The sequence below is a fragment of the Erythrobacteraceae bacterium WH01K genome (assembly GCA_027941995.1).
Classification (GTDB): Bacteria; Pseudomonadota; Alphaproteobacteria; order Sphingomonadales; family Sphingomonadaceae; genus CAJXSN01.
This window is the reverse complement of record CP115966.1, coordinates 1,370,093-1,385,442: the sequence shown is the minus strand read 5'-3', so window position 1 is coordinate 1,385,442 and position 15,350 is coordinate 1,370,093. Positions and strand designations below refer to the sequence as shown.

Sequence of the window (15,350 nt, the reverse complement as noted above, 5' to 3'; positions counted from 1 at the left end):
CGCCGCACCCGTTTTGCCGGGCATCAAGCATTCATACGTATGCGCGCAAAGCGGTTAATGGACAAGCAAACCTGATTACTGCCCCACAGTAAGACCGTGTGCGTTACCCGTTTGCATCTCTTCCTGAAATATTATTTCAACGCTGGACTGACCGAAGCTGCTCGCATGGACCTGAAGTCCGATAGCGAAGAACGGCGGTTTCAACCGCCGACACTTGACGCACCGCGTTGATAGAAATGTGCACAGCCGGACGACGGCTGCTTACAAAAGCCGCGTAATTATCTGATTTTCTTGGGGATTGGCGGTGGTGGACAGGATAGGATTCGAACCTATGTACGCTTGCGCGGGCAGATTTACAGTCTGCTGCCTTTAACCACTCGGCCACCTGTCCACATCGCCTGTCGACCAGCCCCGGATCGGGAAAGTCGCTTCGCAAAACGGGGTCCGCCGGGCGAGCCCCAAGTGCCGAGAGGCGCCCCAATGGCGAAGCGGTGCTTGCCTGTCAATGGGGGCGCTGGCAGGGCGGCACAAACACTTGCGAAGGAAGAATGGACGGCATGGCCAAAGGCGAGCGCAAAAAGGCTTACAGGGGCCGCGCAGGCAGGATGCAGGGCGGACGCGGCAGCGGCAAGGCGTCGAGCGGTCATGTCCGCCTCTGGGGGCGCCATCCAGTAGAGGCGGCCCTCAAGAATCCGGAGCGTTCGCACAGGAAACTGTGGGCGACCCGTGAAGGCATCGCGTCCCTCGATGGCGAATTGCCGCAGGATTTTCCCGTCGAATATGCCGATGGACACGACCTCGCCCGGCTGGTGGCGGGCGATGCTCCGCACCAGGGACTGGTGCTGGAATGCGAACCGCTGGCGGACCGCTATCTGGAAGATGTCATCGACGGGTCGGGCCGCCCCATCCTCGTTCTCGACCAGGTCACGGACCCGCACAATGTCGGCGCGATACTCAGGTCCGCCGCCGCTTTCGATGCTGCGGCAATCGTCACGCAGGATCGTCATGCCCCGCCGGAATCGGGCGTGGTGGCGAAGTCCGCCTCGGGCGCGCTGGAAACCGTTCCATGGATCAGGGTCGTCAACCTGGCCCGCGCGCTCGATGAACTGGCGAACCACGATTTCTGGCGCATCGGGCTTACCGGCGCTGCCGAGATGACGCTGGCCAAGGCGCTGCCGGCCGGACCCGTGGCGCTGGTACTGGGCGCGGAGGGAGCCGGCATGCGGGCCAATATCGAATCGCACTGCGACGCTCTGGCCTCGCTGCCGATATCCGAGACCATAGAAAGCCTGAATGTTTCGAATGCGGCGGCGATCTCGCTCTACGCGATCGCCACGCGCTAGGACTGCCAATCCGGGGGGAAAGACATGACGATCGAGCGAAATGGAACACCTGCGAAAATAGCCGCGGTCTGCAGCGCCTTGCTGCTGCTGCTGACGGGGTGTTTCCTGCAGCCGGGCAAGTTCGACGCCGAACTCACGATCGAGAAAGGCGGCACGTTCGGATACACCTATGATGGTGAAATCTATCTGCTGGGCCTGAGCAAGCTGGCCGAGATCGGCCAGAAGATGGACCAGTCGGAAAGCGAGTTCGTCGAACAACCCTGCTACGACGACGGTCTGGAGGAAGATGCCTTCGTCGAGCGGACCTGCACGGCGGAGGAAATCGCGGCCCAGAAGCGTGATTACGAGGAAACGCTGGAACAGCAGGCCCGCGAGCAGGAGCGCGAAAGCGAGATGATGAAGGCGATGCTGGGCGGGCTGGACCCGACCGATCCCGACGCCGCGCAGGAACTCGTCGAACGGCTGGAGCGCCAGGTTGGCTGGAACAGTGTCGAATATTCCGGAGACGGCCTGTTCAATGTCAGCTTCGCCGTTCGTGGCAGGCTCAGCCATGATTTCGTCTTCCCGACCATGGAGCGCGTTCCGATGGCCAATCATTTCGTCCAGCTCGCCCTGCGAGAGGACGGAAAGGTCCGGATGGACGCGCCCGGCTTCGCAGTCAGCAATTCCAATGATCCCTTCAGCACGATGATGGGCGGCATGACCGGGATGTTCGGCGCTATGGCCGCAACGGGTCTCGACGAAGAGGATGACGAGGACCTGTCGCTCTTCCCCGAATTGCAGGGTGCTTTCAGGCTGGTGACCGACGCCCGCATCATTGCAAACAATACCGATGAAGGCCCGCAGCGGGTCGATGGGCGCGAGGTTCTGACGTGGGACATCAATACCCGGACGACCGTCGCGCCGACGGCCCTGATCGATTACGGGACCTGAAAAGCCCGGCACGGCCTCAGCCGCGTTCGCCCTGCGAAAGCCGGTGCATCGCCATCGTGGTCGCATCAGGGCCGAACAAGAAAAAACCCCGCTTGCCTGATAGGCGAGCGGGGTTCTTTCTATCGAACGGGAATGCCGGGCATTCCCGATAAGCTCCGTCTTAGTTGACGGCGTCCTTCAGGCCCTTGCCAGCCTTGAACTTCGGCTGGTTCGATGCCTTGATCGTCATCGGCTCGCCGGTGCGCGGGTTACGGCCCGTCGAAGCCTTGCGGCGGGCGACGGAGAACGTGCCGAAGCCCACCAGACGAACTTCGTCGCCCTTCGAAAGCGTCTTGGTGATCGCATCGAAGACACCTTCCACGGCGCTGGCTGCGTCGTTCTTGGAAAGGCCGCTGGCGTCGGCAACCGCACCGATAAGTTCGTTCTTGTTCATCTAAAGCTCCCCCGGGGATATCGAATGGTGGAATCAAATTTCGGAAGGCGGCATCACACCCGTTTTTCGGACCGGTGTCAAAGGCAAAACGGGGCAGAAACGCCCGTTTCCGCCCCGTTTCTGCACTTTTAGCGGCCTGTCGTGCCTTGAAGGCGATAATCAATGCGCCGTGGGGGCGTCGCCTGCAGGGTTTGCCGGTGCCGGTTGCGATGCGAGATCGTCCGCCTCCGTCCATTCGATCGGCGCCGGCAACGCCACCAGGGCACGTTCGAGCACCTCGTCCACGTGGGAAACCGGGACAATCTCGAGACCGTCCGTCACGTTGTCCGGGATTTCGACGAGGTCCTTCACATTGTCTTCCGGGATCAGGACTGTCTTTATTCCACCGCGAAGCGCCGCGAGGAGTTTTTCCTTCAAGCCGCCAATGGGCAGCACACGGCCCCGCAGGGTGACTTCCCCGGTCATGGCGACATCGGGACGCACGGCGACGCCGGTCAGGGTCGACACGATGGACGTGACCATGCCGATGCCCGCACTCGGCCCATCCTTGGGAACGGCCCCTTCGGGAAGGTGGATATGGACGTTCTTGCGCTGGAAGATGCTCGGCTTGATCCCGTAGGCAGGTGCGCGCGCCTTCACGAAGCTGAATGCCGCTGCGACGCTTTCGTTCATCACCTCGCCCAGCTTGCCGGTCGTCTTGACCTCGCCTTTCCCGGGTGTCGTCACGCTTTCGATGGTCAGCAATTCGCCGCCCACCTCGGTCCAGGCCAGTCCGGTGACAGCGCCGATCTGCGCCTCTTCCTCGCTTATACCGTGCTTGAACCGGCGAACGCCCGAGAATTCGGACAGGTTTTCCGGTGTGACGGTGACGCTCTGCACATCCCCTTCGAGGATTTTGCGCAGTGACTTGCGGGCCAGCTTGGCAATCTCGCGCTCCAGCGTGCGAACGCCGGCTTCGCGAGTGTAATAGCGGATCAGGTCCCGCAGCGCCGGTTCAGTGAGTGTGAACTCCTCCGGCTTCAACCCGTGCTGTTCGACCTGCTTTTCCAGCAGGTGCCGGGTCGCGATCTCGACCTTCTCGTCCTCGGTATAGCCTTCCAGCCGGATGATCTCCATCCGGTCGAGCAGCGGCTGCGGGAGGTTGAGCGAGTTCGCGGTGCAGACGAACATCACGTCGCTAAGATCGATATCGAGCTCCAGGTAGTGATCCTGGAACTTGGAGTTCTGTTCAGGGTCCAGCACTTCCAGCAAGGCGGACGCGGGGTCGCCGCGGAAATCCTGGCCCAGCTTGTCGATCTCGTCGAGCAGGAACAGCGGATTCGAGGTTCCGGCCTTCTTCAGATTGGTCACGATCTTGCCGGGAAGCGAGCCGATATAGGTCCGGCGATGTCCGCGGATTTCCGCTTCGTCGCGCACCCCGCCGAGCGACTGGCGCACGAACTCGCGCCCCGTCGCGCGGGCAATCGACTTGCCAAGGCTGGTCTTGCCGACACCGGGCGGCCCGACGAGGCACAGGATCGGCCCCTTCAGAGTGTTCGTGCGCGCCTGCACGGCAAGATATTCGACGATCCGGTCCTTCACCTTCTCCAGCGCGAAGTGATCGGCATCCAGCACCTCCTGCGCTTCGCCGATGTCTTTTTTCAGCTTGCTCTTTTTGCCCCATGGCAGGCCCAGCAGAACGTCGAGATAATTGCGAATGACCGTGGCTTCCGCGCTCATCGGCTGCATGGCCTTGAGCTTCTTGAACTCGCTGTCGGCCTTGGCGCGAGCTTCCTTGGAAAGCTCCGTCTCCTCGATGGTCCTGGCCAGTTCGGCCATTTCGTCGCCATCTTCCCCGTCGCCGCCCAGTTCGCTCTGGATCGCCTTCATCTGCTCGTTGAGATAATATTCGCGCTGGGTCTTCTCCATCTGGCGCTTCACGCGGCCGCGGATTTTCTTCTCGACCTGGAGGACGGAGAGTTCGCCCTCCATGTGGCTCATGACCATTTCCAGCCGCTTGCGCGGGTGGGCCTCGCTCAGCAGAGCCTGCTTGTCGGATACCTTGGCGCTGATCTGCGCGGCAATCGCATCCGCCAGGTCGCCGGCATCCTCGATGTCCGAGAGGTCCTCATCGGCCCCCTCGCCCAGCTTCTTGTTGAGGCGCGCATAATCGCCGAACTGTTCGGTGACGCTGCGCATCATGGCGGTGATTTCCGTACCCTCTGCACGGATTTCGTCGATGGGCTCGACCTCGGCCACGACCATCGCGCCTTCGGCGCGCAGCGCGCGAGAGCGTGCGCGGAACTGGCCTTCGACCATGACCCTGACGGTCCCGTCGGGCAGTTTGAGCATCTGCAGGACCTGGGCGACGACGCCCGTATCGTACAGGTCGTCCTGTGCCGGATCCTCGCAGCCGGGGTCGAGCTGCGCCAGGAGGAATATGTCCTTGTCGCCCTCCATCGCTTCCTCGAGCGCGGCCACCGACTTGTCGCGGCCCACGAACAGGGGGACCACCATGCCGGGAAAAACCACGATGTCGCGAAGGGGGAGGAGCGGGTAAAGCTGTGTCATTCTATCTCACTGGCAGGCGCATCAGGCGCGCGTTCTTGCCAGTGGATATGGGGACGGGGCCGCCCGGTCGCAACATCGGACCGGCAAAAGGTGCACAGACTTCGCGAGAGTGTCCGAAGCTGCCGAAAAGCCGGAGGAAAACCCCGGCCGGGCGGAGCGCGTCGGCCCCGCCCTTCACGCGGTTTGCATCATCCCATGCCGGGCAGGTTCATTCCCGGCGGCAGGCCGACTCCCTGCTGGATCTTCTGCATTTCCTCGTTCGACACACGGTCGGCCTTGCCACGTGCATCGTTGAAGGCGGCGGTCACCAGGTCCTCGACCATCTGCTTTTCGTCGGGCTTCATCAGGCTCTCGTCAATATTTACGGAGAGGATGCGCCCCTTGGCCGTGCAGCGGATTTTCACCAGCCCGCCGCCGGCAACGCCTTCGACCTCGATCGAATCGAGCTTGGCCTGCGCCTCGCTCATCTGCGTCTGGATCGATTCCGCAGCCTTCTGTGCGGCGGCGATCATTTCTTCCATCGATTGCATGTTATCTGCTCCAATTGGCTCTTGCAGGGATGGGAGCGTCCGGCTCCTCGATCAGTTCCGCATCGGGAAAGGCGGCAAAAGCAGCCTTCACAAGCGGATGGGCTTTCATTTCCTCACGCGCGGCACGCTGTTCGGCCTCCAGTTGTTCCTGCAGGCTGGGCGGCGCCTCGACACCGGGGCGTTCTTCCACCTGCCAGCGCTTGCCCGTCGCTGCGAGAAACGCCCCGCGCAGTTCGGGCGAGATGTCATCCGCGAAATGCCTGGCCCGCGTGAATACGAGATGCCCGTCGGTCATTTCCACCACCCGGACCTGCAGACGCATGATGCTTGCCGCGAGGGCGTGCCCCTTATCCTCGGCCGCATCCGCGATCCGGGCAAGGTCCGGCGATGCGGTTGATGAGGAGGGCGGGGCCGCCCCGCCCTCTCCTGAACCGCCGGTCGGCGCGGGCAAGGACGCTGCCGCTGCGGCGGCCTCCTCGATCTTCTTCGCAAGCGATCCGGGATCCGGTAGGTCCGCTGCGTGCAGTGCGCGCAGGAAAGCCATTTGCGTGCTGACGAGCGGATCGGGCGCGGCCTTTACCTCGTCATACCCCTTCAGCATCAATTGCCACAGGCGATGGAGCTGTCCGGCTGTCAGGCGGTTCGCCCAGTCGACCAGCGCATCGCGTTCCTCGGCGCTAGGTGCGTCGGGCTCGCCATCGGCAATCTGCGTCAGCGTGATCCGGTGGACCAGCCCCATCAGCGAACGCATGAGTGCAAGCGGTTCGACGCCAAGGGCGTACTGGTCGTCGATTGCTGCGAGCAGCCCCTTTGGGTCGCCTTCGAGCAAGTGACCGAGCAAGCGCCGCTGCGCTCCCTTGTCGGCCAGACCCAGCATGTCGCGCACGCGGGCAGCCAAAACCTTCCCGCCGTCGCCCAGGTCGGCATGGGCAATCGCCTGATCGAGAATGGACAGGCCATCACGCACGGACCCTTCCGCTGCGGCCGCGACCATCGCGATGGCCTCGTCCTCCGCTTCCACGCCCTCCTGCTCGCAGACCCAAGCGAAGTGCTTCTCCAGCAATTCGGCAGGAATGCGGCGCAGGTCGAAGCGCTGGGTCCGGCTGAGAACCGTTACCGGCAGCTTCTCCACCTCTGTCGTGGCGAACAGGAATTTCACATGCGCCGGCGGCTCTTCCAGCGTTTTCAGCAGCGCGTTGAAGGCGCTGCGCGAGAGCATGTGGACTTCGTCGATGATGTAGATCTTGTAGCGCGCCGATACGGCGGCGTAGCGCACGGCCTCGATCACGGCGCGCATGTCGTCGACGCCGGTATGACTGGCGGCATCCATCTCGATCACGTCGATATGGCGGCCTTCCGCAATGGCGACGCACGGTTCGCACTGGCCGCACGGATCGATGGTTGGACCGCCCTGCCCGTCCGGGCCGATGCAGTTCAGCGCCTTCGCAATCAGGCGCGCTGTCGATGTCTTGCCCACCCCGCGCACACCGGTCATCAGGAAGGCATGGGCGAGCCGGTCGCGCTCGATCGCATTCCCGAGCGTGCGGACCATCGGTTCCTGACCGATCAACTGACTGAAGGTCTGTGGCCGGTACTTGCGGGCGAGGACCCGGTATGGCTGGTTGGTCGCCGTATCCTGCACGACAGGCGGCGTCGCAGTGGACGGGGCACTTTCTTGCACAGCGGTCTCTGCGGGGGCCGTACCTGTCGCTGCCTGCGGTTCCTGCGGGGCATCACCGAACATGGAATCCTGGCCGGCCGCCTCCAGCTCAGCGGCTGTCGGCTTGTCGTCCTCTTCGGTATCGCCCCATGGCGGCGTGTCGGAACTGTCCGGTGAATCACCCATACCCACCTAGGTAGGGCGGCAGGCCGGCAATGTCATGCCGTCAGCACGGGGCGCATGATAATTTGAGGGGGAAAAGGAGCCGAGCGACCCGCCGCAATCCACCTGGGCTGCTTCCTTCCGGACCTGACCCGGTGAGCGAACGCAAACGTCCACCCGACTCCCGGGCCGCCATATGGGGCGCTTGTCTGCGATTGGCAAGACATCGAAGTAGCCCTATCGCCGAAAGGCAGCGAAAGGGCTCTCCATGAAACGTCTCGCCCTTCTCACCAACGCCATCGTTCTCGGCAGCCTTCCGGCGGCCACTTTCTACTAGGCCGGCGGAAGCGCATCTCCCGCGACCGTATCGATCGATTTCGGGGACGATTTCGGCATGTATGCAACGAACGGCCAGTGCGACGATCCCCGCTTCGAAGGGGCGGCGATGGCGCCGGGGCTCACCACCGACAATATCGGACGCGATGCCAGCGACTGCCGGACCGATTTCAAGCAGGGACGCATCCGCCTCTCGCCCCAGTTCGCCAAGCCGGTTGACGGAGAAGCGATCGATTTTGGCGGCGACGAGAGCTATTTCGCGCATGACGGCGAATGCGACGATATCCGGTTCGCCAGCGAAGGGGCGGCAGGAACGCTCTACATCGTGGGCGACATCGGCAATGATGCAACAGATTGCCGCAGCGCCGTCGAAGAGGGTCGCGCGAAATGGCAGGGCGGCGTTGCCCGGCCCGTCCAGCGATTGATGTTCGAATGATGCGCGGCGCGCGAGGCTACCTGAAATTGTCGGCGTAAGCCTGCAGCTTCAGCGTCTTGGGCGGCGTGGCATGGACGCGCGCCGGGATGCCGTGCTTTTCCGCATAGGCTTTCGCCGCGTCCTTGCTTTCGAAGGAAAGCTGCACCTGAGCCTGCGTATCGCCGCTGCCGGTCCAGCCCATCAGCGGATCCGCCTTGCGCGCCTCCGACTGCTCGAATTCGAGCACCCACTCGTCGATCCGGGCCTTGCCGGACTGCATGACGCTTTTCGGTCTCTGATAGATACGTGCTGCCATGAGGCAGCGCTGTAATTCAGCCCTGCCCTTTTGAAAAGGCGTTCTTCGTCTTCAGGCTCGGCTTTTCCAGCCATGGCTGGTCCGGCCAGCGATGCTTGGGATACCGGCCCTTCATGTCTTTTCGCACATCGTCCCAGTTGCCCCGCCAGAAGGCCGGCATGTCACGGGTCGACTGGATGGGACGCCCGGCGGGGCTCGTCAGCTTCAGCAGCAGCGGGACCCGGCCGATCGTGGGGTGGGTATCCATGCCGAACATGGCCTGCACCCGCACTTCCACCGACGGAGCTTCGTCGCTCGTGTAATCTATGCGATGACGGGTCCCGGCAGCCGAGGTGAATTCACGCGGCGCCTCGCGGTCGAGCTTCTGCCTGTCGCCCCAGTCTATCAGTCCGAGCACTGCCTCTGCGATAGCGGACTTCTTCAGGTCGAGAGTGCGTTTCCCTTCCAGCAGGGGTGCGAGCCATTGGTCCGCAGTCGCGGCCAGCTCCACCCGCGACAATCCGCCGATCCCTGCATATTCCGCCCGCGCCAGCAGGTCCGGCGGTAGAAGGTCCGATATCCGTTCGCGCGCTGCATCCAGCAGCGCCCGCGACACGTCTTCCCGATCAGGGTCGGCATCGGGAGCACGCGTGATGATGATGGCACCGAGCGAGCGTTCACGGCGCGCCTCGACCCGCCCCTCCTTGTCGTTCCAGCGCACACTGCGCCGGTCATCCACCAGATGCGCCAGATCGGTGTCGGTGGCCGCAGGTTCCAGTTCGGCAGCGGAGGTAATTCGCGCACCTTGCGCGTGGCCTTGCGCATCGCCGATCACGATCCATTCCGACCGGGCGAGCGGCGATGCCGGGTCGAGGCGATAGCCGCGCCCCCCTGCACTGAGCCAGTTCTCACCGCTTGCATCGCGCCGCTTCGCGATGAAATCCGGCCTTGCAAGGGCCAGGAATATTGCTGCATCGCCTGCCTGCATGGCCGAGCGATCGACCAGCTTTTCCGCCGCCTGCGCCCACCGCCGGGCGAGCGCCTCGGCTGCCTTGGCTTTCTTGCTGCCATCGCTTCGCCAGCCGCCCAGCCTGCGGTGCAGGTCCTCGCTGCGGCCACCCAGCCCGCGCTCCTGCAACAGGAGGACGAGCCTTGCCGCATCCAGCGCCTGCCCCGAACGGGCACCGAACAGCACGCAGGCTGCCGATGCTGGGTCGAGCGGGAGAGACGCAATCTTCTCCCCCAAATCCGTGATTCGACCGCTGTCATCGAGCGCCCCCAAACGCACCAGCCTTTCCCGAGCCGAACGCAGCGATGCCTCCGGCGGCGGATCGAGCCATGGCAGCGAAGCGGCATCGCTTGCCCCCCAATCGGACAGGATCAGCAGGAGCGGCGCAAGATCCGCCATTTCGATTTCGGGTGCGGAATATGCCGGACGCCCGCCATGGCCGGCCTCGTTCCATAATCGGTAGGCGATCCCCGGCGCCTGCCTCGCTGCGCGGCCTGCACGCTGCTCGGCAGATGCCTGGCTGGCACGAACCGTCTCCAGCCGCGTCGCTCCGCCCACGGGATCGTAGAAGGCCTGCCGCGACAATCCGCTGTCGATGACGACCGATACGCCGTCGAGCGTGAGCGATGTCTCGGCAATGGCGCTGGCCAGAACGATGCGCCGTCGCCCCTCATCATCCCGCCGGATCGCCTTGCGCTGGGCCGCAGGTTCTACCTGGCCATGGAGCGGGAGGACCGGCGTATCGGGATAGACTGCCACCAGCTTGTCCTTGACCCTTTCGATATCGCGCAGCCCGGGAAGAAAAGCGAGGATGTCACCATCGGTTTCGTGCCATGCCTGGCGTATTGCGGAGGTCGTCGAGTCCTCCAGAGGCTTCGAGGGATCGTCTCCAAGCCACCGTATTTCCAATGGAAAGCTGCGACCTGCGCTTTCGATGATTTGCGCGTCTTCGCCCAGCAAACGGGCAAAGCGCGCGCCATCGATAGTGGCCGACATCACGAGGATGCGCAGGTCGGGCCGCAGGATCCTCTGGGTCTCGATAGCGAGTGCAAGGCCGAGGTCGCTGTCGAGGTTCCTCTCATGCGCCTCGTCGAACAGGACCGCGCTGACCCCTTCCAGTTCGGGATCGTTCGTGATGCGGTTCACGAAGATCGCCTCTGTCATGACGGTTACGCGGGTTCGCGCACTTCGCCTGGTGTCGAGGCGCGTCGCATAGCCGATTGTTTCGCCGACCTTTTCCCCTGCCGTCTGCGCCATCCGCTCCGCGGCCGATCGGGCAGCAACACGGCGCGGACTGAGCAGCAATATCTCGCCCGTGCACCAGCCTTCGTCCAGCAGGGCGGGCGCAACCGCCGTCGTCTTCCCGGCGCCCGGCGGCGCAATCAGCACCGCGCTCGGTTGCCTGCGCAGGGCGGCCTGCAATTCCGGCAGGACCTGTTCGACGGGAAGACCTCTCGTCACCGCGTCTGGCCCCCCGCGGTCAATAGCCCCGGGAAACGGCGAACTGCGCGGCTTCGACCATGGCGGCGCGCGCCTCCCCATCGGGGAAGATAGCGAGACTGTCGGCAGCGCGCTGCGCGTAATGGCGCGCGCGCTCCCTTGTCGCCTCGACCGCATCATGCCGATCGATCAGGCGAATGGCGTGCTCCAGGTCTTCGTCGCTGGTGCGGTGGCCGCCTATGGCCGCCTCCCAGAACGCGCGTTCCTCCGCATCGCCGCGCGCATAGGCGAGGATGACCGGCAGGGTCATCTTGCCTTCGCGGAAGTCGTCGCCCCGGTCCTTGCCCATCTGGCCTGCATCGGAATCGTAGTCGAGCGCATCGTCGACCAGCTGGAACGCAACGCCGAGATTGCGCCCGTAATCGTCCAGCGCCTGCTCCTGCGCGTCGTCGCATTCCGCCACGACTGCGGAGATACGGCTGGCTGCGGCAAACAGGGCGGCGGTTTTCGCGCCGATGATGTGGAGATATTTCTCCTCGCTGGTGGCGATGCGGCGCTGGGCCGACAATTGCGCGACCTCCCCTTCCGCAATCACGGCGCTGGCAGAGGAGAGGATTTTCAGCACTTTCAGGCTGCCATCCTCGGTCATCAGCTCGAAAGCCCGGCTGAACAGGAAATCGCCGACGAGCACGGTCGCGGGATTGCCGAAGATGATGTTAGCCGCGGCCTTGCCCCGGCGAAGTTCGCTGCCATCCACGACATCGTCGTGGAGAAGCGTCGCCGTGTGGATGAATTCCACCGCCGCCGCCAGCTTGTGATGGCGAGTGCCCTGGTACCCGACCAAGGCTGCACCCGACAATGTCAGCATCGGACGCAGCCTCTTGCCCCCACCGGCGATCAGGTGACCCGCCAGCCGCGGGATCAGCGGGATTTCGCTCTGCATCCGGTCGAGGATGACGGCGTTCACCGCGTTCATGCCGGACGCCGTAAGGGACAGCATGGGATCGAGCGTCGGCGGCGAGCTTTGCGGGCCTTGGGGGAAGGTCAGGATGTCTGCACTCATCGTGCAACAGCCCATGCGTGTCAGCCGCGCGCTTGGCAAGGCGGGATTTGATGCTAGCACTGTCGCCGAAATGACAGAGCACGACCAAACCGCAGACGCGGAGACGCCGCCCGCAGACCAGCAGTCAGAGGATCCGGTGCTGGCGACCTATCGCCGTTCGATCGACAATATCGACGCCGCGCTCATCCACATGCTGGCCGAACGGTTCCGCATCACGCAGGCTGTCGGGGCGTACAAGGCGAAGGTTGCGCTGCCCCCCGCCGATACCGGCCGCGAGAAGCGTCAGGTCGCACGCCTTCGCGCGCTGGCCGAAGATGCAGAGCTCGATCCCGAATTTTCGGAGAAGTTCCTGCGCTTCATCATCGACGAGGTAATTCGCCATCACGAGAAGGCGCAGATTTCATCTCCGGCTTGAAAATTGGTCGCCCATTTCAGAGATAAATGCTGGAAAAACCTCCACTTCGCTGGCTACCTTTCTTCCAGAAACGCTGAAGTGTGGCATATCAGCCGCTCTGTCACATAAACCGGTCGGGCGACCCACGTTGACAGTTGCAAGACAAATTGCCTCATCCTAGGACAACCCTGATTTCAAATACGGAGATTCGAGAATGAAACTTGGAAAGCTTACCCTCGCAGCTGCAGCTGGTGCCCTTGCGGTTGCCCCAATCGCGGCACAGGCGTCGGTAGCCGATCGTTCCGCTCCGCTTAGCGGCGAGAGCGAAGTTGGCGGCTCGGCTGGTGCCATTGTTGGTCTTTTCGGCCTGCTCGCACTGGCCATCGCAATCGGCGCAACCGGTGGCGACGACGACGATTTCGACTCGATCAGCGCTTAACACAGCGTTCGATGGTAATTGAAAAAGGGGTCCTTCGGGGCCCCTTTTTTTTGTCCGACTGCTTTGAATTCGGCACGGGAACTGGCGGCTGCTTTCCTCGGACCGGGAACTCTATCCCGCAATCTCTCCCGCACGCGGCAAAACAAGCCGAACCAGAAGCCCGCCCAGATCTTCGCTTTCGCCCAGCGTGACGGTTCCGCCGTAAATTTCCGCAACATCGCGGACGATGGCGAGGCCAAGGCCCGTCCCCGGCTTCCCGGTATCAAGGCGGGCCCCGCGGTCGAAGATACGGTCACGCTCCGCATCGGGGATGCCCATTCCGTCATCCTCGATCCAGATGACGCACATGGAGGGATCGCCATCATACCTCTCGGCATCGAGAGTGACGAAAACACTCCCCCCGCCATATTTGGCTGCGTTTTCGATCAGATTGCCTAGGATTTCGTCGAGGTCCTGCCGCTCGATGGCGACACCCACGTCGCGCTTGCCGTCGATATCGAACCGCGTGCCCGGATAGAGACGCTCGACCGCGCGGCGCACGGCTTCTGCGCTGTCGCTGAGCGAGGTTCGTGCGAGGCCGGTAGCGCGCCTGCCGACCGCCCTTGCCCGAGCAAGGTGGTGGTCGACGTGGCGCTGCATCGTGCGGGTCTCGCGGAACACGGTTTCGTTGATGTCGGCAGCGCGGGCGGTGGCGGCATTCGTCAGGACGGTCAGCGGCGTTTTCAAGGCGTGGGCGAGATTGCCTGCATGGGTCCGTGCCTCTTCCGCCTGCCGTTCGGAATGCGCCAGCAAGGCGTTCAATTCCTGCACCAGCGGCTGCACCTCGTATGGAAGCGGGTCAGTGACACGGTTTGTGCCCGTCGTCCGGATCCGCTGGATAGCCTCCCGCACGCGCCTCAGCGGTCGCAGGCCGACATAGCTCTGCAATCCTGCCAGGATCATCAGGCCGATCGCCAGTACCAGGAAGCTCCACACCAGAATGGACCGGATGCGGGCGATCTGCCCGTCCAGTTCCTCGCGCGCCGAAGCGACGACGAAGGTCCATTCCGTGTCGCTGTCGGGCAGGACGACGCTACGTTCAACCATACGCAGCGGTTCGTCCGCGAACTGGTTGCTGTCGTAGAATTCCGGCTCTGCGCCCGGGCTCTGGCTGCGCACGTCCAGGGTCCGGTCCCATAGCGACCGGCTGGGCCAGTCGTCATGCCCCTGCCCGCTGATTTGCCAGTAGACACCGCTATTGGGTTCCAGGAAACGCTGGTCGCCCAGCGGCCTGTACAGCAGGACCTCGCCGTCCGGGCCGATTTCCGACGACGCTATAAGGGCCGTCTGTACGTATTCGAGCTGCTCGTCGAAATTACGCTCCACCAGGTTGACGAGCGTACGGTCGAGGGCAAATCCGCCGCTGAGCAGCAGCACGGCCACCCAGCCGGCGGAGATCAGCATCATCCGCCGGGCAAGACTGCCAGTATGGGGCGGACCTTGCGTTACGTCGTCGCCGGACGCACCCGTCCCGCTTCCCGAGGCTGCCGGGCCGTCTGCCGCCAAGCTGCCGTCGCCAGCGGGCGCGGCGGCGTCAGGCCCGGGGCGCGTCGGCGGGGTCGTCGAGGCTGTAACCGAGGCCACGGATCGTGGTGATGACGTCCGCACCCAGCTTCTTGCGAATGCGGGTGACGAAGACTTCGATCGTGTTGGAGTCGCGGTCGAAATCCTGATCGTAGATATGCTCGATCAGTTCGGTGCGGCTGACGACCTTCCCCTTGTGGTGCATCAGGTAGCTCAGCAGCTTGTATTCCTGCGCCGTCAGCTTGACCGGTTCCCCCTTCAGCGTGACGCGGCCGCTGCGCGTGTCCAGCCGGACATCGCCGGCCGTCAGTTCGCTGGAAGTATTGCCGGAGGCACGGCGGATGAGCGCACGAAGGCGGGCGATCAGTTCTTCCGTCTGGAACGGTTTCGCCAGATAGTCGTCCGCACCTGCGTCCAACCCTGCGACCTTGTCGGACCAGCTATCGCGCGCCGTCAGCACCAGGACCGGGAATTCCCGGCCTTCCTTGCGCCACATCCCCAGCACGGTCAGTCCGTCGATTTCCGGCAGACCAAGATCGAGGATTACGGCATCGTAATTCTCGGTCGATCCGAGGAAATGCCCGTCTTCCCCGTCGGTGGAAAGATCGACGGCATAACCATTCTGCTCCAGCGTGCTCTTCAGCTGCTGGCCCAGCGTGGGTTCGTCCTCGACAATCAAAATACGCATGGCTCGATCCGGCCCCCTTCACATTTGCGCGCCTTGTGGCGCGAATGGTCATAACGCGTCAATGCGTACGCCGGTTTCCTGCCAATTCTAGTACGGT

General features: G+C 63.5%; 14 protein-coding genes, 1 tRNA gene and 1 other RNA gene. 5 read left to right on the top strand and 11 right to left on the bottom strand.

Annotation, left to right across the window (positions count from 1 at the left end; all coding sequences use genetic code 11):
- Nucleotides 1-305: 305 nt before the first annotated feature.
- A tRNA-Tyr gene (locus PF049_06880) sits at nt 306-391 on the bottom strand.
- 166 nt (nt 392-557) lie between these two features.
- Between PF049_06880 and rlmB the strand changes: the two genes are divergently transcribed.
- Nucleotides 558-1,343 (top strand): 23S rRNA (guanosine(2251)-2'-O)-methyltransferase RlmB, encoded by a 786-nt coding sequence (rlmB, locus tag PF049_06875; protein ID WBY15349.1) that lies wholly within the window; start codon nt 558-560, stop codon nt 1,341-1,343.
- 24 nt (nt 1,344-1,367) lie between these two features.
- Nucleotides 1,368-2,276: a hypothetical protein gene (locus PF049_06870; protein ID WBY15348.1), complete on the top strand. Its 909-nt coding sequence runs from the start codon at nt 1,368-1,370 to the stop codon at nt 2,274-2,276.
- 160 nt (nt 2,277-2,436) lie between these two features.
- Here PF049_06870 and PF049_06865 read toward each other — a convergent pair whose 3' ends face one another.
- From PF049_06865 to ffs, 5 genes are all read right to left on the bottom strand, one after another.
- Entirely contained in the window at nt 2,437-2,709 is a 273-nt protein-coding gene (locus PF049_06865) for an HU family DNA-binding protein (GenBank protein ID WBY15347.1), read from the bottom strand.
- Nucleotides 2,710-2,868: 159 nt separating this feature from the next.
- The gene (lon, locus tag PF049_06860) at nt 2,869-5,259 is read right to left on the bottom strand and encodes an endopeptidase La (GenBank protein WBY15346.1); all 2,391 of its coding nucleotides are present in this window, start codon (nt 5,257-5,259) and stop codon (nt 2,869-2,871) included.
- A gap of 188 nt (nt 5,260-5,447) precedes the next feature.
- Nucleotides 5,448-5,789 carry a YbaB/EbfC family nucleoid-associated protein gene (locus PF049_06855; GenBank protein ID WBY15345.1) on the bottom strand — a complete coding sequence of 114 codons (342 nt, stop codon included), beginning with the start codon at nt 5,787-5,789 and terminating at the stop codon, nt 5,448-5,450.
- Between the two features lies 1 nt (nt 5,790).
- Nucleotides 5,791-7,635 carry a DNA polymerase III subunit gamma/tau gene (locus PF049_06850; protein WBY15344.1) on the bottom strand — a complete coding sequence of 615 codons (1,845 nt, stop codon included), beginning with the start codon at nt 7,633-7,635 and terminating at the stop codon, nt 5,791-5,793.
- A 69-nt stretch (nt 7,636-7,704) separates the two neighbouring features.
- Nucleotides 7,705-7,799: signal recognition particle sRNA small type (gene ffs / locus PF049_06845), an RNA gene on the bottom strand.
- A 206-nt stretch (nt 7,800-8,005) separates the two neighbouring features.
- Here ffs and PF049_06840 point away from each other — a divergent pair.
- Entirely contained in the window at nt 8,006-8,383 is a 378-nt protein-coding gene (locus PF049_06840) for a hypothetical protein (GenBank protein WBY15343.1), read from the top strand.
- Nucleotides 8,384-8,399: 16 nt separating this feature from the next.
- Here the strand turns inward: PF049_06840 and PF049_06835 are convergent, their stop codons facing one another.
- The 3 genes from PF049_06835 to PF049_06825 are packed head-to-tail and all read right to left on the bottom strand — an operon-like array spanning nt 8,400 to nt 12,169.
- On the bottom strand, nt 8,400-8,678 hold the full coding sequence (locus PF049_06835; protein WBY15342.1) for an ETC complex I subunit: 279 nt from the start codon (nt 8,676-8,678) through the stop codon (nt 8,400-8,402).
- Between the two features lie 16 nt (nt 8,679-8,694).
- Nucleotides 8,695-11,127: an ATP-dependent helicase HrpB gene (gene hrpB, locus PF049_06830; protein ID WBY15341.1), complete on the bottom strand. Its 2,433-nt coding sequence runs from the start codon at nt 11,125-11,127 to the stop codon at nt 8,695-8,697.
- Between the two features lie 19 nt (nt 11,128-11,146).
- Entirely contained in the window at nt 11,147-12,169 is a 1,023-nt protein-coding gene (locus PF049_06825) for a polyprenyl synthetase family protein (protein ID WBY15340.1), read from the bottom strand.
- 70 nt (nt 12,170-12,239) lie between these two features.
- Here PF049_06825 and PF049_06820 point away from each other — a divergent pair, with 70 nt between their 5' ends.
- Nucleotides 12,240-12,584: a chorismate mutase gene (locus PF049_06820; GenBank protein WBY17843.1), complete on the top strand. Its 345-nt coding sequence runs from the start codon at nt 12,240-12,242 to the stop codon at nt 12,582-12,584.
- 193 nt (nt 12,585-12,777) lie between these two features.
- Nucleotides 12,778-13,002: a hypothetical protein gene (locus PF049_06815; GenBank protein WBY17842.1), complete on the top strand. Its 225-nt coding sequence runs from the start codon at nt 12,778-12,780 to the stop codon at nt 13,000-13,002.
- 111 nt (nt 13,003-13,113) lie between these two features.
- Here the strand turns inward: PF049_06815 and PF049_06810 are convergent, their stop codons facing one another.
- Both PF049_06810 and PF049_06805 read right to left on the bottom strand, forming a co-directional pair.
- Nucleotides 13,114-14,448, bottom strand: a complete 1,335-nt coding sequence (locus PF049_06810) for an ATP-binding protein (protein ID WBY17841.1) — start codon at nt 14,446-14,448, stop codon at nt 13,114-13,116.
- 127 nt (nt 14,449-14,575) lie between these two features.
- Nucleotides 14,576-15,253 (bottom strand): response regulator transcription factor, encoded by a 678-nt coding sequence (locus PF049_06805; GenBank protein ID WBY17840.1) that lies wholly within the window; start codon nt 15,251-15,253, stop codon nt 14,576-14,578.
- Nucleotides 15,254-15,350: the final 97 nt, after the last annotated feature.